This window comes from Pectobacterium brasiliense (assembly GCF_013449685.1).
Classification (GTDB): Bacteria; Pseudomonadota; Gammaproteobacteria; order Enterobacterales; family Enterobacteriaceae; genus Pectobacterium; species Pectobacterium brasiliense_A.
Map to the genome: position 1 here is coordinate 60,108 of NZ_JACDSF010000042.1, position 23,521 is coordinate 83,628.

The 23,521-nt window shown below is 54.7% G+C and carries 18 protein-coding genes; 4 read left to right on the forward strand and 14 right to left on the reverse strand.

All coding sequences use genetic code 11. The features are described from left to right. The first annotated feature begins 535 nt into the window (after positions 1-535). Positions 536-2,197 (forward strand): methyl-accepting chemotaxis protein, encoded by a 1,662-nt coding sequence (locus tag H0248_RS16310; protein ID WP_180786701.1) that lies wholly within the window; start codon positions 536-538, stop codon positions 2,195-2,197. 308 nt (positions 2,198-2,505) lie between these two features. Here the strand turns inward: H0248_RS16310 and H0248_RS16315 are convergent, their stop codons facing one another. From H0248_RS16315 to H0248_RS16360, 10 genes are all read right to left on the reverse strand, one after another. After that, positions 2,506-2,745: a hypothetical protein gene (locus tag H0248_RS16315; RefSeq protein ID WP_180786702.1), complete on the reverse strand. Its 240-nt coding sequence runs from the start codon at positions 2,743-2,745 to the stop codon at positions 2,506-2,508. Positions 2,746-2,852: 107 nt separating this feature from the next. Beyond that, positions 2,853-4,313, reverse strand: a complete 1,461-nt coding sequence (locus tag H0248_RS16320) for an AMP nucleosidase (RefSeq protein ID WP_180786703.1) — start codon at positions 4,311-4,313, stop codon at positions 2,853-2,855. Between the two features lie 137 nt (positions 4,314-4,450). Then, positions 4,451-6,229, reverse strand: a complete 1,779-nt coding sequence (locus tag H0248_RS16325) for an ABC transporter permease subunit (RefSeq protein WP_180786704.1) — start codon at positions 6,227-6,229, stop codon at positions 4,451-4,453. Positions 6,230-6,266: 37 nt separating this feature from the next. Beyond that, the gene (locus H0248_RS16330) at positions 6,267-7,778 is read right to left on the reverse strand and encodes an ABC transporter substrate-binding protein (protein WP_180786705.1); all 1,512 of its coding nucleotides are present in this window, start codon (positions 7,776-7,778) and stop codon (positions 6,267-6,269) included. A 10-nt stretch (positions 7,779-7,788) separates the two neighbouring features. Further along, complete coding sequence (locus H0248_RS16335) at positions 7,789-9,036, reverse strand: MDR family MFS transporter (protein ID WP_039508944.1); 1,248 nt, start codon at positions 9,034-9,036, stop codon at positions 7,789-7,791. A gap of 83 nt (positions 9,037-9,119) precedes the next feature. Next, on the reverse strand, positions 9,120-9,956 hold the full coding sequence (locus H0248_RS16340; RefSeq protein ID WP_180786706.1) for an ABC transporter ATP-binding protein: 837 nt from the start codon (positions 9,954-9,956) through the stop codon (positions 9,120-9,122). Next, positions 9,953-10,726, reverse strand: coding sequence for an ATP-binding cassette domain-containing protein (locus H0248_RS16345; protein WP_240351923.1), 774 nt, complete (start codon positions 10,724-10,726; stop codon positions 9,953-9,955). Before H0248_RS16345 ends, H0248_RS16340 begins: the two co-directional genes overlap by 4 nt. A 328-nt stretch (positions 10,727-11,054) precedes the next feature. After that, on the reverse strand, positions 11,055-12,848 hold the full coding sequence (locus H0248_RS16350; protein WP_180786708.1) for an aryl-sulfate sulfotransferase: 1,794 nt from the start codon (positions 12,846-12,848) through the stop codon (positions 11,055-11,057). A 16-nt stretch (positions 12,849-12,864) separates the two neighbouring features. Continuing rightward, positions 12,865-13,674 carry an ABC transporter ATP-binding protein gene (locus H0248_RS16355; protein ID WP_180786709.1) on the reverse strand — a complete coding sequence of 270 codons (810 nt, stop codon included), beginning with the start codon at positions 13,672-13,674 and terminating at the stop codon, positions 12,865-12,867. Beyond that, the gene (locus tag H0248_RS16360; RefSeq protein ID WP_180786710.1) at positions 13,671-15,260 is read right to left on the reverse strand and encodes an ABC transporter permease; all 1,590 of its coding nucleotides are present in this window, start codon (positions 15,258-15,260) and stop codon (positions 13,671-13,673) included. Before H0248_RS16360 ends, H0248_RS16355 begins: the two co-directional genes overlap by 4 nt. Before the next feature lie 238 nt (positions 15,261-15,498). Between H0248_RS16360 and H0248_RS16365 the strand changes: the two genes are divergently transcribed. After that, the gene (locus H0248_RS16365; protein WP_180786711.1) at positions 15,499-16,635 is read left to right on the forward strand and encodes an ABC transporter substrate-binding protein; all 1,137 of its coding nucleotides are present in this window, start codon (positions 15,499-15,501) and stop codon (positions 16,633-16,635) included. Positions 16,636-16,647: 12 nt separating this feature from the next. On the opposite strand, the gene H0248_RS16370 is transcribed toward H0248_RS16365, so the two are convergent. Both H0248_RS16370 and H0248_RS16375 read right to left on the reverse strand, forming a co-directional pair. Beyond that, entirely contained in the window at positions 16,648-17,586 is a 939-nt protein-coding gene (locus H0248_RS16370; RefSeq protein ID WP_180786759.1) for a LysR family transcriptional regulator, read from the reverse strand. A 269-nt stretch (positions 17,587-17,855) separates the two neighbouring features. Continuing rightward, positions 17,856-18,593 (reverse strand): LuxR family transcriptional regulator, encoded by a 738-nt coding sequence (locus tag H0248_RS16375; RefSeq protein WP_014914840.1) that lies wholly within the window; start codon positions 18,591-18,593, stop codon positions 17,856-17,858. 1,058 nt (positions 18,594-19,651) lie between these two features. On the opposite strand from H0248_RS16375, the gene H0248_RS16380 reads away from it, so the two are divergent. Beyond that, positions 19,652-20,623 carry a chemotaxis protein gene (locus tag H0248_RS16380; protein WP_180786712.1) on the forward strand — a complete coding sequence of 324 codons (972 nt, stop codon included), beginning with the start codon at positions 19,652-19,654 and terminating at the stop codon, positions 20,621-20,623. Positions 20,624-20,737: 114 nt separating this feature from the next. Here the strand turns inward: H0248_RS16380 and yghU are convergent, their stop codons facing one another. After that, positions 20,738-21,577 (reverse strand): glutathione-dependent disulfide-bond oxidoreductase, encoded by an 840-nt coding sequence (yghU, locus tag H0248_RS16385; RefSeq protein ID WP_180786713.1) that lies wholly within the window; start codon positions 21,575-21,577, stop codon positions 20,738-20,740. Between the two features lie 566 nt (positions 21,578-22,143). Between yghU and H0248_RS16390 the strand changes: the two genes are divergently transcribed. After that, entirely contained in the window at positions 22,144-22,446 is a 303-nt protein-coding gene (locus tag H0248_RS16390; protein WP_010284412.1) for a helix-turn-helix domain-containing protein, read from the forward strand. Positions 22,447-22,483: 37 nt separating this feature from the next. Here the strand turns inward: H0248_RS16390 and H0248_RS16395 are convergent, their stop codons facing one another. After that, complete coding sequence (locus H0248_RS16395; protein ID WP_180786714.1) at positions 22,484-23,488, reverse strand: threonine ammonia-lyase; 1,005 nt, start codon at positions 23,486-23,488, stop codon at positions 22,484-22,486. Positions 23,489-23,521 lie beyond the last annotated feature (33 nt).

Below are 23,521 nucleotides of genomic sequence, written 5' to 3' on the forward strand. Positions count from 1 at the left end.
AGATGGGGTGTTTTCAGTTATTTTTATGCATGCCGTGAGATTTTGAGTGAAATAAAATCGGAGTCGTTAAAATTATTTAACCAGGTAAATATTTCTATACTCTAAATAATTCGAATTTCAGGACAAAAACGGTAAAACGTTTTTGAACAGCGCTTGCGCTGACCCCGAAGGGCTGAGGTCATAAGGCCGAATAACGCGATAAGAGAGAGAATCCTGATGAGCTTACTCAGGTAAGGTGATTCGGGTGACAAATCTGCCGGGAGCAGATTTGAACGTAGCTAACGCACATGCAACTTGAAGTATGACGAGTATACATATGCAATGTGAGCTATAAAAATATATGGCCAAATGGATTTCTTATGCCTGTTTTCTGTTAGCTGCATCAGGAAATAAGAGATTTAGAGAAGCCAGGGAGCCTTGTGCGATAGTGGTTAGCTTTACTGTTTGTCCTTCTTTGTTAGATGGACAGTGGCTTAATATGTCAACGCATCGTGATCGGGTGAAATTTTTCCAAATGTAATATTCTGGTGCTGAAATGAACTTTCTAAAAAATATAAAAATTGGCAACCGACTTTTCCTTGGGTTCGGTTTGTTAATTGTATTGACACTTTTTTTATCATCAATTAGTTATTTTTTCATGAAGAATATTGGTACTCAACTTGATGAAATTACTGAAAACAGAATGGTCAAGGTGGATATGCTGCGCAATATTCAAGACGTGCTTAACACAAACGTCCGTACTTTGCGTGATATTATTCTTCTTCCTGAAGATAAAAATAAAGAAAAACGACAGCTTAAGGCTGATATAGTAAAAACCACTGATGTGGCAAGCGAAATATATAAAAAACTTGATAGTAGTATCCGCATGGAAAATGCACGAGAATTATTTAATCAACTCATTGATATAAGAAAACAGTATAGCCTATCGGTTAATAACGCTATCAACTACGCCATGGAAGATCAGGATGCGTTGGCGACAGAAGTGGTATTTGGTGACATAGCGAAAATTCAAGGCATTTATTTTAACAAACTAAATGAGCTGATCGCATTACAGGTATCATTGGTTGATACGGCCAAACAGACGACAAAAGAACATATCACTAATGCACTGCTATGGCTGCTGACACTATCCGCGTTTTCTACCGTTTTAGGCTGCCTTGCCGCCTGGCTATTAACCCGCAGCGTAACCGCACCGTTATCCATTGCGCTGTCTTCCGCGAAGCGTATCAGCGCCGGCGATCTTAGCGGTTCAATTGATGTAAATAGTCATGATGAAACAGGCCTGCTCTTGGAGGCCATGAAAGAGATGCAAAGTGCGCTGACGCGGATGGTCGTTGGTGTGAGGAGTAGTGCGGAGAGTGTCGCGACGGCCAGTATGCAGATTGCGCAGGGTAATGCTGATTTATCATCACGGACTGAAGAACAGGCGAGCGCGCTTGAAGAAACGTCTTCAACCATGACGCAATTGGGTATGACGGTAAAAAATAACGCTGACAATGCCCGTCAGGCGAATGTACTGGCCCAAAATGCGAGTACCGTGGCGCTTCAGGGGGGCAATGTCGTCAATGACGTGGTGGATACGATGAAGTCCATTAATGAAAGTTCGCGCAGCATTGCGGATATTATCAACGTCATCGACAGTATTGCATTCCAGACGAATATTTTGGCGCTTAACGCCGCTGTCGAGGCGGCCCGAGCGGGCGAACAGGGGCGAGGGTTCGCTGTTGTCGCGGGAGAAGTGCGAAATCTGGCGCAGCGTAGCGCAGAAGCGGCTAAAGAAATCAAAAATCTCATTACAGCGAGCGTTGAACGTGTCGAGCTCGGTTCGGTATTGGTGAATAAAGCGGGAGAAACGATGCAGCAGGTCGTGATGTCCATCCGCCAGTTGAGCGATACCGTATCAGAGATTAGCTCTGCAAGTGCTGAGCAGTCGACGGGGGTAGAACAGGTTGGTATCGCGGTTAGCCAAATGGATCAGACAACACAGCAGAATGCTGCGTTGGTGGAAGAGTCAGCGGCGGCGGCGCAGAGTCTCAAGGAACAAGCGGATCAGCTTGTCAGAGAAGTCTCGGTGTTCAAAATAGTTAATGATCAACGGTCCACGCCGAAGCCTGTCACGCAAATACTCTCGCTTGCCAGACTCCCTGCGTCTTCCAGTGCATCAGCCTCGGGCACGTCAGATTGGGCAAGTTTCTGATAGAGATTATTGTGGTAGACAGCATGTCAGGAGCCGCGCCAACATCATCGCTACCAACTGGGGCTGCCACCCAGATCGAGAACGTGCCTGATTGCGGGGATATCGATACGTGAAACCGCTAACCAACTGCTGAAAGGGTGAATCTCAGGGATGAGATTCATCTCTGTGCAAGCCGAGCGTCCATATATGTTTATAGCGATTTTACGATCTACCCGTTACTGCCGCTGGACGGGCTTTTGTCAGCAACCACCAACGCCACGGATGTGGCGCTTTTGCTATGCCGCCTACAACGACTCTGTTATGTAGGGCTAGCGGCCAATGAGCCGCAACTGAGTGCAAAACGGGCAACCACAGCCGTTAATGGAGGTCGCCTCGCACTGGCCGGGATGAATGGTTTCCAGTCCCATTGGCGTAAAGCCTGCAAAGGTGCGCTTAGGTTCATCGATATTGTTCAATCCACTCTCCGTAGACTGAGCCATTTTTGCCTGAAACGCCGAGGCTTGTGTCGCGACGAGGGAAAGAAACAGAACTGACAGACCTTTTTTCATTGGGCTTATCCGATATGAAATTTGGTTTGTTATAACATAACGTATTTAGCCGCGCCAGAGCAGCCGGCCGCCTGAATAGCGGTCGGCTGCCTAACCGCGTCGTCCGATTAACGGAACGGTGGCTCGTTAAAGGTGCGCAGTTTACGCGAGTGCAGCTTATCGCTTTCCGCCCGCAGCAGATCGATAGCGCAGATGCCAATCTGCAAATGCTCTGAAATCGCCCCTTCATAGAAACGGTTTGCCTGTCCCGGCAGTTTGATTTCGCCGTGCAACGGCTTATCCGAGACGCATAACAACGTGCCATAAGGGACACGGAAGCGATACCCCTGTGCGGCAATCGTTGCACTTTCCATATCCACGGCGACGGCGCGACTGAGGTTAAACCGTAGAGCAGAGGCCGCATAGCGTAGCTCCCAGTTGCGGTCATCGGTAGTAACCACCGTGCCGGTACGCAGACGCTGTTTAACTTCTTCCCCCGGCATACCGCTGACCATCTTGGTGGCGTCATACAGCGCGCGCTGCACCTCGGCAATGCTGGGAATCGGGATATCCGGCGGTAGTACTGCGTCCAGTACGTGATCGTCACGCAGGTAAGCGTGTGCCAGCACATAATCACCGATGGACTGGCTTTCGCGCAGGCCGCCGCAGTGGCCGATCATCAGCCAGGCATGTGGACGCATCACCGCGAGGTGATCGCAGATGGTTTTCGCATTGGATGGCCCGACGCCAATATTGACCATCGTAATCCCTTTACCCTGACGAGGAATCAGATGATAGGCCGGCATCTGGTGGTTCTTCCAGGCCAGATCGGACACCGTCTGCTCGGGGTTTGGCGTCTCGGCGGTGATATAGATGCCGCCCGCGCAGGACAGCGCCTCATACGGGCTATCGGGATCGGCAATCTGCGCACAGGCCCAGCGTACAAACTCATCGACATAGCGTGTGTAGTTGGTGAAGAGGATGAACGGCTGAATATGTTCTACCGGCGTGCCGGTATAGTGACGAAGCCGCGCCAGCGAGAAATCGGTACGCAGCGCGTCGAAGTGCGACAGCGGTGACGTGGTGGTGGCGTGAAACAGTCCATCTGCCGTCTCGTCCCCAATCTGCGACAGCTCTGTTGTGGGAAAATGCTTGGCGATACCGGCACTCATTGAACGGTCAAGGATCAGATCGGAACCGTCGAGCACGTAGGGGAACGGAATTTCCTGCTGTGACGGGCTAACCTCGATGGTGACGTCATAATCCCCCTCCAGCAGCGCCATCTGTTCCGCCAGATAAGCACGTAAAAATGCCGGACGGGTAACGGTAGTGGAGTAGCTGCCGGGATGGGTAAAACGCCCATAGGCGCGATGGCGGGGGTGACCGGTCGAATTGCCACTCCAGCTAACGCGGAGAGCAGGGTAGGCAAATAGCCCCGCCGTGCGCGCGTTAGCATCAGGCAGCGTGCCATCATTGATGAAGTCCCCGATGGCGTCGCGCAGCGCCGAAACGGCGTCATCATACAGCGCTTCCAGTTTATCCAGAGTCTGAGTGACGGTAAGACTGACGTGGGATCCGCTGTTATGCATATTCTCTCCTTTAAATTCTGTACTTAGGCAGAAGTTAGCTCACAGCGTAACTGAAGATGCACAGCCCCGCCATCGTGAAATCTGGCGGAGCTATGAACGTGGAGAGAAGCGGCGCTTAAGCTGTGTCCCATAATAGATTAGTGCTTGTGGCGACCGGAAAGGTTCGCCGCGCTCACCGCCAGTATCGACAGCACGCCGAGTGCCGCCGCCGGTGCCAGCACGCCCCAGAAGGCGCGTTCGATATACGGCATCCCTTCAGCCAGCACGCGTCCCCATTCCGGCGTCGGCGGTGACGCACCCAGACCCAAAAAGCCGAGTGATGCGAGCGCCAGCGCAATGCCAGGTAGTTTCAGCATAGCGTGACGGAAAAGCGGGCCAATCAGCGCGGGCAGAATATAGAACAGGCTGCGCCGTATCGGGCCGACGCCGAGAATCGGCAGCATTCGAATATAAGGGCGCGCATTGATTTCGGCGACCAGCGCCGCCGTGTGGGCTGCGAGCGGTGCCCAACTCACGGCAATCACGGCAATCGCCGCACCCGTTGCCGTCGGGCCGTTTACCGCAGCGACCAGCAGCCCGGCAATGACTGGCGGCAGGGCGTTAGTCACTTCAATCGGGCCGGTGAACAGACGCGGAAAGAGCCCAACCAACAGGCCAATTGCCAGACAGGCCAGCGATACCGCCAACGCCAGCAGACAGGTATTTAACGTACCGTGTGCGACGCGTGCCAGCAAGTCACGCCCCATCGCATCCGCGCCAAAAGGCAGCAGAAACGACGGCGGTTGCAGACGCAGAAAGGCCGAAGTATAGGGATCGCGCGGCAGGCCAGCCAGCAACAGCAGTGCCAGCAGCAGTACGCAGATAATCGGCAGCCAGATAGCAGGGCGAGACGCAGGGCTACCGTGTTCTTCCGGCACCGGCATAGCGCCGCTCCGCAGCGCGCGTCCGAGAATCAGCAGCCGCACGCCGCTGGCGGCGATGCCAGCCAGCGAGGCGATGAGTAAGAGAATCAGCACGCCGACCTGCAAAGCGGGCAGATCCTGTGCCGCTGCCGCCCCCAGCGTGGCGCGTCCCAGACCGGGAATCGCGAACACTTTTTCGACGGCGATGGCACCGCCAGTTAACGAGACCAGCACCAGCCCGACCAGCGGCATCACGCTGGGCAACGTGCGTTTCAGCACGGCCAGCGCGATATGACGGCGGCTTACACCTGCCACACTCCAGGTGGTGAGCCAGTTTTCGCTGAAGGTGGCGGATAGCGCGTCGGCAATAATCCGGCCAAGGTAACCGCCTGCTGGAATACCAAGCGCCAGTGACGGCAGCACCGCGTAGTGCAGGCCTAGCCAGCCATAAGGGGGAAACCACTGTAGCCAGACGGCACCGACAATCAGTAGAAATGACGCCAGCAGGAATTCGGGCAGCGCGGTAAATAAGGCGGCAAACAGACCGCCTGAACGATGAACCTGACCGCGTAATCCCTGCCGAAAGGTCGGGGCGCACAGCACGGCAGCCAGCGTGAAGGCCACCAGCGCTGAGGAGGCCATTAGCGTGATCGAGACACCCGCCGCTTGCAGCATCCCCGGAAGAACCGGTCGGCCTGAAACCCAGGAATTGCCCGCATCGCCGTGCAACAGACCCGTCAGCCAGTTCAACAGCAATTGCAGCGGGCCTTGATCCAGCCCGAGTGAGTGACGAATCGCGTTTAGCGTTTCCGCCGTCGCTTCCTGCTCGCCGGAACGGGCGCGCAGCAGCGCCAGCGCCGGATCCTGACCGGATAACCACGGCAACATGCCAATCAGCACCACAATCCCCGCCAGCGTCAGCAGCCGCGAAAACAGTGGAATCAGCACGCCGTATCGCGGGCGTTGCGTCTGGTTGATGGTCGCACAGGTGCGGCAATACAGCGATTCGCTCATAAATTCGTCATCTTTCTGGTTGCGGGTGCGCTATCCGTTACTTGGCGCCGGTAACACTATGCGTAGCGGCGTTAATCAGCGTACGTTCACGCGGGTCGCGCAGTGCGTCTTTTACCTGTGCGCTTTCACCTTGAATCACACGCTCATGCAGCATTGGGATCGCGGCATCGCTGGCAAGGATCAGGTTTTCTGCCTGCATGATGGCCTGACGGCGTGCAACGCCCGCAGGAATTGCAGCCGCTTTCTGTAACGCCTGATCGATCTCCGGGCGGCACAGTTGAGCGATATTGAACGACCCTTCACAGGCGAAGTCACTGTATAAATAAGCGACTGGATCGCCGGAATCCAGCACCGTCGCGCGCGATAAGATAAAGGCGTCAAACTTGCCCGCCAGCGCGTCGGATTCGATCTGTGCATATTCACGCACCACCTGTTTTACCGTAAACCCAGCGGCAGTAAGCTGCTGTGCCAGATAGACCGCCACTTCAGGCAGTTCGGCGCGATCGCTGAAGGTTGCCAGCGTGATGGTGGCGCCCGCAGGCGTACCGGCTTTGACCGGATTCGCCACTGGCTGGCGCAGTTGCGCCGCCCACGGCAGCGCGGGGCCTAACAGACCCTGCGCGATATCGGCACGCTTCTCATACACGTTGTCTACCAACTGCTGGCGATTGATCGCATCGCGCACGGCGGCACGCATCGCAGGATCTTGCATCACGCCATGACGGGTATTCAGATACAGCGTATTGGTGCGCGGCATCGGGACTTCATGTACCAGCGATTGATCCAGCAGCGGTGCCTGTGAAACGGGAATGGCTTCGACAATGTCCGCCGTGCCGGTACGTAATGCCGCAGCGCGCGCTGCGCCGTCGGAGACAAAGCTCACGTCGATACCGCTGGCCTGTGCTTTCTCACCCCAGTAACCGTCGAATCGATCCAATACCGCGCTGCTGGTGCCAGTGACGGTACGCAGAACGAATGGGCCGCTTCCGGTGTTGATCGGATTGACGACGCCATTTTTACCGTATGCTGCGCTGGAGAGAATCGCCAACTGCGGGCTGGATAAACGCTGCGGCAGCAGCGGATCCGGTTTAGCCGTGGAGACGACGACGGCGTTATCGCCATCGGCTTTTACTGTTAACTGCACGCCGTCCAGAATGCGCGGTTTTGGGGCGGCGGTGGAGGCCACGGTGAGCGCATTCACTACCGTGGCGGCATTTAAGGCGGTGTTATCGTGAAAATGGACGTTCGGGCGTAGTTCAAAACGCCAGGATTTATCATCGATCTGCTGCCATTTTGTCGCCAGCGCAGGCTGGGCTTCGCCGAGTTTGTCGAGCACCACCAGCGTTTCTGCGGTGCTCCAACGCGACAGCTTAAAGGCATCATCGCTCAGCGGTGTCAGGCCGGAGCGCGGCGGCTGAAGCATCGCCAGTTTGATTCGACCGTCATGATGCGAGGTGTGGTTTTCCTCCGGCTCGTTGAAGCAACCTGAAAGCAGCAGCGTGGCTGATAGCAAGCCAGAAACGGGCCACAGGCGATTACGCATATTCATCAATCTGTCCTTATTCATTCACGGTTGAAGCGGATTTAAACGGGCGGCAGATGACCATCATCGCCAGCGAACTGCACAGCGGCACGGCGGCGAGCAGCACCCATGGAATGGCGGCCTGCGGTGACGGCGTCAGCGCGCGGTCAAGCTGGCTGCCGAGGATAAAGTTGCCGACCAGGACGGCGATGCCACCCATCGACGCCAGCGCGCCATAGTGCGCACCCAAATTCTGGTTATTGGCAAAACGCGGGATAAGGTCCATCCCGACGGGAACGATCAGCATCTGCCCCAGCGTCAGCAGCGTAATTAACGAAATAGCGGGAAGCAGGCGCTGCCAGCCTTCAGGCGGCGTGCTGGAGGCAAACAGCGCGACACTAAAGAACGATGCAGCTAGCAGCGCAAAGCCCAGTGGCAGCATGCGTGCCGCGCCAACCCGGCGGGCAAAACGCGCCAGCGGGAGCTGTAACCCGATCACCAGCAGTGAAGCGAGGACAAATAGCGGACCGAGATCTTTCTCGCTGCTGCCGGAGCGATGCAGTTCAACCGGCAGCGCCAGATAGAGCTGGTTGTAGCTGAACAGATAAGCGCTGTAGGCAATGATGAACGCGACAAAGCGGCGCTGGCGGAACGTTTCCCACCACGGGGCAATCTGTAATTCTCCCCGATTGCGCTGCGTTGGCGGCAGGCTGAAAAACAGGATGATGAGTGCGATCACAAACACGCCCGCACCGGCTAGCGCCACGCGCTGGAATCCGTATCCCGCCAGCACCGAGCCGAGCAACGGCCCCAGCACCGCGCCTAACTCGCCGCAAATAGCAAACAGGGCGAACCACTCGGAGCGGCTGCGTTTTCCCTCTTTTTCACTTTGCGTACCGGCCTGTGCCATCAGCGCTTCAATGGCGGGAGAGAACAGAGCACCGCCGACGCCGGTCAGACAGGCACCGAGAATGATCGGCCACAGCGAGTCGCCTAACGCCAACAGGAGATAGCCGCTGATACGCACGACGCAGCCGCACAGGATGATCACGCGGGCACCGAAGCGATCGGCCAGCGCACCGCCGACTAAAAACATGCCCTGCTGAGAAAAGGTGCGTAAGCCAATCACCAGCCCGATGGCCCAGCCGGAAAGCAGCATGTCATCGCGCAGGAAAATGGCCAGAAACGGCACGACGGCATAAAAGCCAATGTTGAAAACCAGCTGGCTACCCAGAAGTAACGGGGGATAAGGCCGCGGGGCGCGGTTGGCGGTAAGGTCTGACATGTCATGATCCGTTATAAAAAGCCCGTTACGGGGAATGTGTTATTGATGCGATATTTTATGGTAAAAAGCGCGTTTTCAGCGAGCTAATAGCCCGACGTCGATAGGGCGGGAACGGCCTGCAACAGACGGGCGGTGTGCGCCTGCTGCGGCGAAGCCAGCACCTCGGTTGTAGGGCGATCTTCAATAATGCGTCCGCCGTCCATGACCAGCATTCTGTCGCATAGCCCGGCGAGCATGGAAATGTCGTGCGAGACCATCAGCAAGCCCATCTTGTTTTGCTCGGTAATCTGTTGAAGCAGGGTTTTAATCTGTTCACGCAGCGGCAAGTCCAGACCGCTGACGGGCTCGTCTGCTAATAAAAATTCGGGTCGAACGATCAGCGCCCGTGCCAGCGCAACGCGCTGTGCCTGTCCCCCGGAAAGCTGTCCGGCGACCTTATCCAGAAGCGTGACGCTCAGTCCTACCTGATCCATGACGTCGCCCAGGCGGGCAAAATGATTTCCATTAACGTGACGGACTTCATCGGGGCGGAGTCGCTTCAGCGGCTCAATGAGGAGATCGGCGACGCGCTGACGCGGCGCGAGCGAGCCTGCCGGATCCTGCGGAATGTACTGAACGCGGCGGCGATACCAGAGCAGCGAACGCACCGAACCGGGCGTAATCAGGTTGCCGTCGCAGTACACCGCGCCACGCCCCGGCGCTTCAAGCGCGAGCAGGGTTTTTAGCAGCGTGGATTTACCACAGCCGGACGCCCCGACCAGCCCGACGCGTTCGTGCTGTTGCAGGTTTAGCGACAGGTCGTGAAAAATCGCACTGGCGGGATCGGCCTTTTGCCACGGCAAACGTGACGTCTGGCGATAACGGCTAACGTGCTCAAGACTTAAAAACGGTGAGGGAACCGCATGCAGGTGGTGGTTCATCCGGCGAGTGCTCCGGCAGCGGGTAACATCCTGTCGGATAACAGGGTGTCAGATAAAAGCGTGTCAGCGCGCCGCGCGGCAGCGACCAGACTGCGGGTATAGGGCTGCTGTGGTGCATTCAGTAATTGCTGCATGCTGCCGGATTCAACGATCTGGCCGTTTTCCATCACCAGACCACGCTGGCAGAGTTGGGCGGCAACGGCGATATCATGCGTAATAAACAGCAAAGCCGGAGCATCCGGCTGCGTGCTACGTTCCTGTAAGACCTGCAATACCTGCTGCTGGGTCATGACATCGAGCGCGGTGGTGGGTTCATCTGCTACCAGCAGGCGCGTTTTGCCGAGTAGGGCGAGGGTAATACAAATGCGCTGGCGCTGACCGCCGGACAGTTCGGCAGGATAGCGTTGCAACAGGTTGGGGATATCATCCAGTTTCATGGCGCTAAGGAGCGCAGAAAGTTCAGCGGAAGAGGGGGCTTTCAACGCCAATGACAGCTGTTTTCCCAGCGGCATGAGGGGATTGAGCGCCGTTGCCGAGTCCTGGAACACGGCCGAAACGCGGCTAACCGGTGGACGTGCCAGCGCTTTCAACTGACCGACCTCTTCGCCATTCACCCTAATACTGCCGCGAACCTGGCAGCCCGACGGCGGCGTGCCGATGACGGCTTTGGCGGTGAGGGATTTACCGGAGCCGGACGCACCGAGTAAACAGACACGCTCACCCGCGAACAGCGTAAAGCTGATATCGCTGACTTTGGTTTCACTGCCCATAGACAGGCTCAGGTTTTCTACCTGAAGAATGGCGTCTGTGTGTCTGTTCCGGTTAATCATGAATAACGTATAGGGTCAGTGTAAATCGATATGTAATAACATAACAAATTACGACGAAGTGATGCAAAGGAAATGTGATCCAGCGCGTATAAATTGGCGCAGCACAGGCTTTCGCGGCGTCCATGCCGCTCACTCGGCGGCCACGTCCACCGCTGCATAATTTTTTAAGCCGGATATAAACCGCCGCAAGTTGAGGCATTTGTGTAAGAGGCAGTATACAGATAGACGCGATCTCACTGGGAGCGAGATCGCGTTCAAGGTGTGAGAGTTAAATCTGTTGCTCGGTTAGCCACTGGCGCAGGCGTTCGGGCTGTTGTGCGCCGCTCTGGCGAGCCTGTTCTTCACCATTTACGAGCCATAGCAGGGTCGGTAACGTCCTGACTGCCAATTGCTCCGCGAGGGTAATGTGATGATCGGCGTCCAGATAATGGCTCGGCAAGTGGCGGTATTCCTCGTTATCCAGAATCGCTTCTAACTGGCGGTAGAGGCTCTTGCAGTGGACGCAGCGCTCTGCGCCGACCAATAACAACTGTGGACCTTGTTGGGCTACCAGCTCAGGCCAGTCGTCGGCGGTCAGTAGAGCAAAGCGCTCACGGTTGACGGCAAAGAGCTTCGGACTGCGCTTGAGGCCTTCGCTGTCAGTCGCGACACACAGGGCATCGCCGCTCTTTTTGTAGGGGCGCGTGCCCTCAATACGAATGACGCTGGCGAAGCCGGGGGCGGCGGCACCGGGTTGACGTAGCTGGGTGTTGTCGGGGGCGAACACCGGCGTTTCCTGTGGACGCGGTAGCTGTGGCACCCACTCGTAGGGCACGCGGTAAGCGCGATACAGCATGTTAGTGTTCACCGTCTTGCCCCAGTAGGGGGAAATAAACTCCCAGACAATTTCGTGATCGACGGTGACTTCAAATAACCGACCGTTGGCCCCTTCGTTAATCAGCGTATTGCCGTTCGGCAGACGTTGGATATTGCTGATGTACGGGCTGTAAAAACGGAAGGCGTCGGTTGGATGGGGGATAGCCGCTTCGTAGGGCGAATAGCGCCAGACAATATCCAGCGTTATCGGGTTGATTTCCAGCACGCGGGAATAGTCACGCCAGGCGTTTTTCACGCCATCGGCTGAGGCCGGATTGGGCGCGCCGTAGCCTGCCCAACCGCCGTTATCAAACACCAGAATATTGCCCGCGCCCGGCAAGCCGGCAGGGATCATATGCGCGTGATGCTGACCGATAATCCAGCCGATGTGTTTGAGTTCAGGCGTGTTGTAGTTGGGGCCAAGCTGCCAGGCGATGTTGCCGCTTTGCTTGTCGATGATGGCGATGATGTTGGACTCGCGTGCGTCCCAGATGATGTTATCCGGATGGAAACGAGTATCGCCCTGATCGAACCACGGGTTGGGGCCGAGTGCCGACATGGAGTTGATGTGCATCCAGTCGCCCATCCCGCCGCCGCTTTTGCGCAGGTTAGGATTGTTGTACAGCGCGGTTTTCGCATCGTCGTCAAAGCCCAGCTCGTCGAAATGGTCGCTGCAACGCCATTCCCACAAAATGTTTCCCTCCCAGTCCACTTCGATGATGGTGTCGTCGAGCAGCAGTTTGTCGCTGATTCGTTCATTGTGCAGGTTGGTATGTGCCAGCAGTAGCGTGTTGCCGCCAATCGACTGCGGCTCTTGTCCCGGTGCGTAGTAGCCTACTGGATTGCCGCTGCGCTGGTAGTCATGATGGACGCGCGCCATCCATTCAGGCGGAAGATCGGGATCGGTAATGTGTTCATAGCCGTTGAATTTCCACACGACGTTGCCGTCCCAGTCCACCTGAATCAGGTCGACCATGTCCTGCATGCCGTAGCGCGAGTCGCGTTCGCCGCTGTGCCCAAGGATGTAACCGCCGGGCAGGATTTTATTGGGGAAGCCGTGCAGGCCTTCCCACAGGCGCAGTTCGGTGCCGTTCATATCCACCAGTACCGCGCCACGTTCCAGTGCCTGAAAGACGGTGTAGCCGCCCCAGGCTTTTTCCGGGTTGTAAATCGTTGTGCCGGTCGGGTAGACGGAAGGGTGTCCCATAATGGTGCTCCAGTATTTACGTGTTCAGAGAAGAGAGAGCCGCCGTATCGGCAGGCTGCGTCAGCAAGGCGAGCAGATCGCTGCACTGCTGGTGAAAGGCCTGACTGTCGCGCTGGCGCGGATGCGGTAGCGAAATCGTCGCAATCTGGCGGATACGTCCCGGTCGCGGTGCCAGCACGACGACGCGATCGGCGAGATAGACCGCTTCCTCGACGTCGTGGGTGACCAGCAGCGTGGTGGTGCCTTCCGCCTGATGAATGCGGCGTAGCTCTTGTTGCATCTGCTGGCGGGTCAACGCATCCAGTGCGCCAAAAGGCTCGTCCAGCATCATGATGCGTGGATTGGCGACGAGCCCGCGTGCGATAGCCACACGCTGTGCCATGCCGCCGGAAAGCTGGGCGGGCAGGGCATCGGCAAAATCCTGCAAATGCACGAGCTGAATAAAGTGGTCGATCAGGCGCTTTCGTTCTTTGTCATCGATGGCTTCATTCGCCAGCCCGAGCGCGATGTTTTGTCGCACCGTCAGCCACGGAAACAGGCGCGGTTCCTGAAATACCATGCCACGCTCACGTCCGATGCCACGCACGGTTTTCCCTTCGACCAGCACCCGTCCCTGATAGTCGTTGTCTAGGCCGACCAACATGCGCAGCAGCGTGGATTTGCCGCAGCCGCTGCTGCCAACAATCGCCACCAGTTCACCGCTGTGGATCGACAGGGAAAAATCCTCAATCACCGTTAACGCCTCACCCTGTACGCGAAACTGTTTACGAAGTCGATCGAACTGCACCACCGGCGGCGGTGATACGTCAATAGTTGTGGACGTCATGCGATTTCTCCTGCGGAACGCCAGCGCGTCATCCGCTGTTCCAGACCTAATCCGACGCGGTCGAGCACCGCGCCCGTTAATCCAATCAACAGCATGCCGCTGATAATCAGGGGCATATCCAGCAGTTGTTGAGCGTTGATCATCAGGCTGCCGATTCCGGTGCCGGATGACATGAAGTATTCCGCACCGATGGTGCCAAGCCAGGCGTAAATCAGCGACAGACGTAAACCGGCGAAGATTGCGGGTGCGGCACCCGGCAGGATCAGCACCCGCAGGCGGGTTGCGAGACGGAGCTGCAACACCTGTGCGACTTCCTGTAAAGCCTGAGAACGCTGGCGGATACCGCGATGGCTGGCCACCAACATGGGGAAGAACGACGCCAGCGCGACAAACGTGATTTTCCCGACGTCGTCGTTGCCGACCCAAGCGGTCAGCAGCGGCAGCCAGGCAAACAGCGCGATCTGGCGCAGCGTCGCGACCGTGGGCGTAAAGAGGGCATCGCTGGTGGTATTCAGCCCCAGCAGCACACCGCACACGAGCCCTGCGATAATGCCGCATACTGCACCAGCAAGCGCACGGGTCAGGCTGGCCTGCATCGCCTCGGTAAGCGAACCGTCACGGATGCCTTGCAGCAGCATGTGCCACACATCGGCGGGCGGTGGCAGCAGTAGCGGGTCGATCCAGCCAAAACGGCTGGCCTGTTGCCAGAGCAGCAGAAGCAGAAAGGGTAAAACCAAAGCGGATAAACGGCGAGACGGTGCGGTAGTTAAGCGACTGAGCGGCGGGTGTGGCCAGAAGACCAGACGACGTTCCAGCCGATTGATTGCCCACTCCATAGCCAGCCCCGCCAGCCCAATCACGGCGATGCAGACAAATACAATATCCAACTGAAACAGCTGACGTCCCCATACCAGCAGGTAGCCAATGCCCTGAGATGACGCCAGCAGTTCGACCACGATCAGCGACACCCACGCCTGTGAGAGCGCCAGCCGTAAGCCGGTTAACCAGGTGGGGAACGCGGCGGGCAGTGTTAATTGGATGAGGCGCCGATGCCACGGCAGGCGCAAAGTGCGAGCGACTTCCTGTAGTGCATGCGGCACGTTACGCACGCCCGTTTGCGTATGCAGCGTCACAGGGATAATCACGGCCTTGATGATGACCGCGAGTTTTAAACCGTCATCAATCCCGAACAGCACCATAAACAGCGGGATCCAGCCCAGCGTTGGAATTTGTGCCAGCGCGTATACCGTCGGGTGCAGCAGGTGTTCGGCGAGGCGCGAGGCACCCATCAGCGCACCAAGCAGCGTTCCCACCAGAACGCCTGCCAGCAGGCCGCTCGCCAACCGTTGCAGGCTGATAAAGAGCTGCGGCAGGAGATCGTTGTGCCAGAGTTCGACGGCAGTTTTAGCGACGACATCGGGAGTCGGGAGAATCTGAGCGGGTATCCAGCCGTAGTGGGTGCTGATATACCACAGGGCCAGCAGCACCAGCGGTACGATGAGTGGCACGACAAGAGAATAGGCTCGTGCTATCGGCAGTGCAGGCCAGACGTTCGCGGTTTTTTTCAGCGGTATCGACTTATTCATTTTATTCCCGAAAACCATCGCAGTTGGATGAATAGGGAATAAAAAACAGGTTTCGACGTTGAACGCCAATGCAATAAAGCGATGGTCGCCGTGCAATAAATGCATATGCGTAGCCCGAGCCCGCCAGCCCTGATTTATGCTTTTTTCCGCTGAACAAACTTGTAAATGTTATTTAAGCCTGACGCCGACGGTTCGTTAGTTTTCATGGCAGATGAAACGAATGATTAAGGAAAACCGTATGCAACAAGCCACCCTGTTGATCACTACCTCTCCGATAACGGCATCTTCCCGCTGGCGCTGGGGGATGAAGGTGTTAAGTACTGCCTTACTGATGGGGACGGCGCTCGTTTCCACCGTTCAGGCAAACGACGCCGCCCTGCAGGATGCACAGAAACCGACGGAGATTCGCATTGGTTTGCCGGATCAGAGTGCAGGCAGCAAGCCTTTTATCCGCGGGCCGCTGGGGTTGGCGCATATTCGCCAGCAGTTGGAGAAAGAATTTGAACCGCAAGGTATCAAGATTCAGTGGTCGTTCTTTAAAGGCGCGGGTCCGGCGGTGAATGAGGCGCTGGCGAACAAGCAGTTGGATGTCGTGTATCTGGGCGATCTGGCGGCTATTATCGGTCGTTCTGGTAGCCTGCCAACGCGGGTGCTGGTCGGGTCACGCGGATCTAATTCTTATCTGGCGTCGACACCGGAATCGGGTATTCAGCGTATTGAAGACCTACGCGGCAAGCGGATTGCGGTCTACAAGGGGACGGCCGATCAGCTGTCGTTTGAACGGGCGATTAAAAGTGTCGGGCTGAACGAGCGGGATGTGCGGGTGATCAATCTTGACTGGACGGCGGGCAAAGCAGCGCTGGCGGCCAGACGCGTGGATGCGGTGTGGGGCGGCGTCTCTCTGCTGGCGTTGCGTAAACAGGGCATCAATATTGTGACCACCAGCCGGGCGCTGGGCTGGCCGAACACCACACAGGCTGCCGTGCTGGCGACGCAGGACTTTATCGACCGTTATCCGGGCACGACGCAGCAACTGGTGAATGTGCTGGTGGACAATGCGCAGTGGATCGGCGATGCGCAGCACCTGCCGGAATACACCGCGCTAATGGCCGAACAGAGTCAGATTCCGCAGGCGATTTTTCAGGAAGAGCTGAAAGCGGAAGATCTCCCGTTTCAAAGCTCGCCGCGTCTCGATCCGTTCCTGCTCAGCAGCTTGCAGGACAGCATCGAACGCGCAAAAGCAGCCGGGCTGATTCGCAATACGTTCTCGGCCAGCGACTGGTTTGCCGGCCAGTTTGTTGATAGGGCGCTGAAAGCCAAAGGGCTGGAATCGAACTGGGCGGTGTATGACGCCAGCGGTAATCCGGTGAAATAATCACGAATGCGCTCACAGGGTCGGCAGTGCTGGAGCCGGTGAGCGCAGCCTGTCCTGCGCCAGTATGCTTTCGATCATCAACTCAGCCAACGGCGGCAGCGTTCTTTGCAAACAGGTGACAATACCGAAGCGGGTTTGCATATTTCCCCATTCCGGCGGCGTGCCCGTCAGCGGAATTTCTACCAACTGATGGCTTAATCGTCCCAGCGCAAAGCCATCCTCGCTGGCAAAGCTGATGGCCTGCGTGTGCCGCAGGATGCTGAAGACGGAATAGATATGGTCACACTGAATCTGTGGCCGATAATCGGGCTGACGCGTTAACGCCGCCAGCACCTTGCGCATGCCAACGGGCATAAAAGGGGAGGCGAGTGGAAAGCGCAGGAGATCGTCCGGCGTCACGTTTGCCTGCTGCGCCAGCGGGTGTGAAGAGTGGCAGATAAAAAAGCAGCGCTGCTGACTTAATGGCTGTACGTGGAGGTTGGTTTCCATTTCGGCCTGCCAGGTGTCGGCAACGATAAAAGGCCACTCGTCGGCCAGCAGCCGCTCACGCAGGGACTGCCAGTTATCCACGCTGTAGGTGACTCTGGCGCGCGGACGAAGGGCATGGAGATGCGCGACCGCTTTGGGGATTAGCGTGGTCGACGGTGCGGGGCCGCAGCCAAATGTGAGTTCGCCTTCCTGCGCCTCGCTGATCTGCCGCATGTCGGTCATCAATTCCCAGGACAGCTCCTGCATACGCCGCGCAAACGGCAGCAGCGTATTACCCTGCCACGTCAGCGCAAAACGGCGGCTCTGACGGTCGATAAGCGGATGTCCCATCGTTTGTTCCAGCGCCTGAATGCTGCGGCTGAATGCCGATTGTGACAGACAGACGGCCTCTGCGGCTTGTACAAAACTACCCTGTTCGGCCAGTGCAAGAAAATTGCGTAATTGCCGTAAATCCAGATGCATGTTGCAGCTACCTACCATATCGATTTTCCCCACTTTTTAGGCGGAGGTCGGCTGGCAACGCAATGAATAAAAAGTCATAAGTTATAGCGAATTGATTGCTATAGGCCCTCGGTGTACGTAGGCCGCTGGCGAGCAGCACCTTTTCGGCTGCTGGCGTGGAGACCATCAGGTGCCAGTCGCAGATTCCCTGCGCTGGACTTTGTCCGCCGAGATTGTCGCTGCCCGTGCCAGGATTGGTCATCGTGCATCGGCTATCGAAAATATAATGATTATAACGGTTCAGGTTTGATGAGCTGTAATTCTACGCCCAGTCTGATGGCGTGTTTGGCATTCAGCACGCCCAGTTTTTTTACCACATTACCAATATGGAATTTCACGGTGCTGATTTTGATATCCAGAATCAGCGCAATTTCTGGGTAAGTTTTTCCCATGCTGGCCCAGTATAGAATTTCGTTTTCGCGCTGGGAGAAAATCTCTTTGTCACCTTGCTTTTTGCTTTGAGGGCTTTGCGTCATCTCTTTGTAAAGCGTAGTGATTTTCTCATGAACGGCAATCAGCAGCATTTGCAGTTTGTCTTTGTTTTCCTCAACAATATTTTCCATATCCGTTGGCGCGTGCTCTTCAAACATAATCGATAACGCCGCCAGATTATTATTGTTGTCATGTAAGACAAAGGTGTAGCCATTAACAATATCGTACTCTTTTGACAGATTAAAAATCTTGGAGAACTTCAGCTTAGAGTTAATAACGATGTTGTCTTCCCAGGAGAACGGCGAGACTTTATTTATCGCCGTCAAAATAACCGGATCAATATGCTGATAGTTATTTTCTTTATAGGTATTAACCCATTCCTGCGGGTAATTTGAGATGATCACAACCTGAGAGGGGTTCTTCTTGTTCATGATCATGTAGGCGTATTTCAGGTCGCCATACTGCTTTAATTTTCGGCCGAGATAGCTTTTTATCGTGTTATTGATAATTTCATTGTCAGAGCAAAATACAGACATGTAACGGCCTCAATAAAAGCAAGAAAGTACCCATGATATAGATGGCATCCTAAAAGTATAGTGCTGACCTATACCTAAGTCTAACTACTGTTACCCCATGATATCACTTATAATTTTTTCATGAACAGGACAATTTATAAAAAATTTAAGAAAGTAAATTTTAAAAAAATTGTTACAAATTGATTTGCCAACCCAGGGAATTACCCATAATTTTGTTCCTGTTCTGTCTACTGAATTTAGGGCATGTGGTATCAAGCCACACGCCCTAAATTCAGGGCTCCCATCATTCGGAGCTGGATAGTAAATAATCCGTTTTCGCTTATCAACCCCCGTCGTCCTTTGCTGTTCATCGTCATGCCTTTCTTGTTCTTCCCCCCTTCGGCGTTTTGACCGATTTACGCTGCGCTAATATCTACACATTTTGACCAGTATGTCGCTGATGTGGTGTGGCGAACCTCAATTGGCTGTGCTTATGCTTGCCGTTATACCAACGTGTAAACTTCAGCGCCTACGTCCTCGCTTTATCCAGATTCTTAAAGCCTGCTAAATAGCCAATCTGGACGGTATTTACATCTACGGAACAGCGACTCAGAAAAGGGGGGGCGCTGCTCACTCGTGGCCGACTGTACGACGTTGTCACACCATTTTTGTAAAACTAACACTGAACCGTACGGTATGTTTTCGGTTTTTTCTGACTTAGGTGTCAAAAGAGGTGTGAGGTTTTCTTTCCAGGCAACATTTCTGTCACGGTTTGGGATAAGGTGTTGGAAAATTCTGCCGATATTAATGATTCAGGGAATGTCATCTGCACCTTAAAGATGCTAGCCGACTGTTATACTGAAGAGAGCTGATATCCGTCTACTCGTCCGATGACTGGCATCGTTGGATGATAAGGCTGACATACTTAACAAATATTTACGTTTGACGCTGGATCAGATTGAAGAACACGACTATTACGTACAGTGTAGCGGTCGGATGTTGGTTCCTGTTTGCTCACATCTCGAATGTTGCCTTGTTACGGTATACCTATAATGACAATGACTCGCACTGAGGAAAACATGGATAATTTTCAGAAAGAAATTGATGAGAGAACAAACCTCACCTCTGCTAATAAATTTGAACTCTTATTATTCCAGTTGGGCAAATCACCTGAAGGTGGCAAATCTGAACTGTTTGGCATCAACGTGTTTAAACTGCGTGAAATAGTGCCGATGCCTACGCTGACCAAAGCGGCTGGCATGAAATCGCCGATGCTGGGTATGGTCAACATTCGTGGACAAATCATTCCCGTTATCGATCTTCCTGCTGTAGTTGGTAGTTCATCAGAAACTGGCCTGAATATCCTCCTTATCACGGAGTATGCTCGTAGTACGCAAGCATTCGCCGTGGAGTCAGTCGACGATATCGTTCGTCTGGAATGGAGTCAGGTTTTGACTGCTGAAGCGGGCGTGAGCGGTTCCTATATCACCAGTATTGCGCGTCTTGATAACGACAAAGATAGCAACCGTCTGGCACTGGTTCTGGATGTTGAACAGATTCTGTTTGATATCATTCCTGGCGATCGTGAAACCACGCTCAAGAGCACTGAGGAGAAAATTTACCCTTATACGCCGGGTGCGATTGCGATTGTGGCGGAAGATTCCAAAGTTGCTCGTTCGCTGCTTGAGCAGGGGCTAACCCAGATGGGCATTCCGTTTAGTATGCACATCACCGGACAGGATGCCTGGAACAAGATTCGACAAATTGCGCAAGAAGCACAGTCAGAAGGCCGACCGATCTCGGATAAGATCTCACTGGTTCTGACCGATTTGGAAATGCCGGAAATGGACGGTTTTACGCTGACAAGAAATATCAAGCGTGAAGAATATCTGAAGAATATTCCGGTCGTGATTCACTCTTCACTGTCTGGTAGCGCGAACGAAGATCACGTACGCAACGTGGGTGCAGATGCTTACGTCGCGAAATTCGAGATCAATGAACTGTCGACGGCGATTCAGACCGTGCTGAATAAAGTGAAAGTACGCCGATAATTAGTCAAGCGCGCGTATACCCTATTCGGCCTTTGCCCCCTCCTTGACGGGAGAGGGCAGAGGCCGATTTTTTTAGTCGTTGCATACGGCCAGTATTGAGCTGGCGGCAGAAGGTTAATCCAGATCGGATGCCTGATGGCGTTCGGCGACCTGTTCAGACTCTTCGCCCCAGGTGCGGTTGACCTTGCGACCGCGAATCACTGCCGGACGGGCGGCAATTTCATCGGCCCAGCGTTTTACATGCGTGTACTCGTGTACGGATAGGAACTCTCCGGCGGAGTAAAGTGCGTTCTGTACCAGCCCGCCGTACCACGGCCAGACGGCAATATCGGCAATGGTGTAGCTGTCGCCGGCCAGATAGCGGTTCTCTGCCAGTTGGCGGTTCAGTACATCCAACTGACGCTTGGTTTCCATCGTGAAACGGTTGATCGGGTATTCAAATTTTTCCGGTGCATAGGCGTAAAAATGACCGAATCCACCGCCAATGTAAGGGGCGGAACCCATCTGCCAGAAGAGCCAGTTCAGGGTTTCCGTGCGCGTGGCGAGGTCGCTCGGCAGCAGCGCACCAAATTTCTCTGCCAGATATACCAGAATGGATCCGGACTCAAACACGCGAATCGATTTCTCGCCGCTTTGGTCAAGCAGGGCTGGGATTTTAGAGTTCGGATTGACGTCGACAAACCCGCTGGAGAACTGATCGCCATCGCTTATCTTAATCAGCCAGGCATCGTACTCGGCACCTGAATGGCCCAGCGCCAGCAGCTCTTCCAGCATGATTGTCACTTTCACGCCGTTTGGCGTTGCCAGCGAATAAAGCTGAAGCGGATGTTTGCCAACGGGCAGCGCTTTTTCGTGCGTTGGGCCAGCTATCGGACGGTTAATATTGGCAAAAGCACCGCCGGAAGAGGCGGGCTGCCAGACTTTTGGTGGCACATACGTTGGGGAGGTAGCCATTCAAAAACTCCTTATGCATGAAAAGAGAGCGAGTTAAGTCAATACCATAACAAACTCATGCATTTTGCTGATACCGTTCTGTGCTATCTCTACTACATATTGATATAACGCGAGATCCGCATATTGCTGGAGGAAAGCGGCAACTGCGCGGATCGTCGTCAAAATTTACTCGCTGGTGGTAAAGCGTTAGCGCAAAAGACGCAGAATTTTAGCGGTTTGCGCTGCCATATCGACCCAATCTACATATCACGGCATTGTGCGACCTTGCTCGCACTAGGACAGCATACCATTTCACTTGCATCGTAAATCTGGAATGCCGCTTCGGCTTCTTTAGTTATGTCGGTGCATGTCGTTTTATACCACGTCATTATTCAAATTATTGCTTTTAACCTATATAGTATTTGAGCTATATTAGGGGTAACCCAGTGTGGAAAATTGAAACGACGGACGTGTTTGATAGCTGGTTAAGTCCGGCAATGAAAAGCGCTTTTATGATGAGATGATTCCGCTTGCCGATCGGGAATTCACAAAGTATCTGAAAAAATCAGAGAAGAGAGGGTAATGCTATGGGCAGAACGCTGGAACAGCTCCTTGCGGATGAAAAACCAGACGTTGTCGTTGAGGCTCACGCTATAGCGGCAGACATGTTACTCAATATTCATCTCGCCGAACTGCGTGAGAGGGTGCAAAAAACGCAAGTGGAAATGGCGCAGGTGCTTGGATTAAAACAGCCAACCATTGCGGGAATGGAGAAACCCGGCCGCGATTTGAAACTTTCCACACTCAAACGCTATGTTGAGGCGACCGGCAGTAAACTGCGCCTTGATGTTGAACTGCCGGACGGTTCTCACTACGGGTTCACGCTGTAACGTCTCATTCTGTATGGCCGAAAAGACGATGTTTGTCCTATTTGTCCGCGCGGGTTTTCGCGTCATTAAGTAGCGTGAGATAGCGTTGGCTTGAGATGTTCCTGCCGGTGATGACGCAGACGGTTTTACGTCCGCCAATCTCTTTCGCGTAGCGAATGGCTCCCGCGACAGCGGGCACCCCTGAAGGCTCGACAACATGGCGATGTAGATCGAGCATTGATAGCATCGCAGCTTTGATTTCGTCTTCAGAGACGGTGAGCACACGATCGACGCGATCGCGAACCAACGGCCAGGTCATCGCGCTGGGCTCTATATAGCCACTCACGCCCTCGGCGATGGAGGGAGCCAGATCGACTGGAATCGTTTCACCCGCTTCTTTCCAGCGAGCGAACGTTGGGCTCGCTTCACTTTGTATGCCCCATACTTCGATCGCGGGATTGATTGCTTTGGCCGCTGTCGCAATTCCTGAGATGAGCCCGCCGCCACCGATGTTCACCAGGATGATCTCTGCATCTATCCAGTCTTCCATGATTTCAAGACCGACAGTGCCACCGCCTGCAATCATATGCGGGTTGTCGTAGGCAGAAACGAAGGTGGCACCTGACTGCTGCGCAGCGGCGATAGCCGCTTGCCTCGCTTCTTCGATGTCATCAAAGAACGTAATACGTGCGCCACAACTTTTCATGGCTGCGACCTTCATTGGATCTGCCGCGCGTGGCAAAAAGATGGTTACGGGGATGCCCGCGACCTGCCCGGCATAGGCGAGCCCCAATCCATGATTTCCTGCCGTGGGGGCAATAACGCCAGCACGGCGCTGTTCTGCATCCAGATTGGCAAGAACATTTGCCGCACCACGCAGCTTAAAGCTACCGGTCTGCTGGAGGTTTTCCATTTTGAGTCGGATTTCCGCACCGACAAGGGCGGATAGCGGTGGCGAATGCTCCAGCCGTGTCCTGCTTATTGTTCCCTTGATCTGCTGAGCGGCGGCGTAAATATCTTTCAACGTTACAGAGTCGGTTGCCCTTTGGTGTTCGCTTGTCATAGTATTTCCCTATCAACTGTATATGGAAATAAC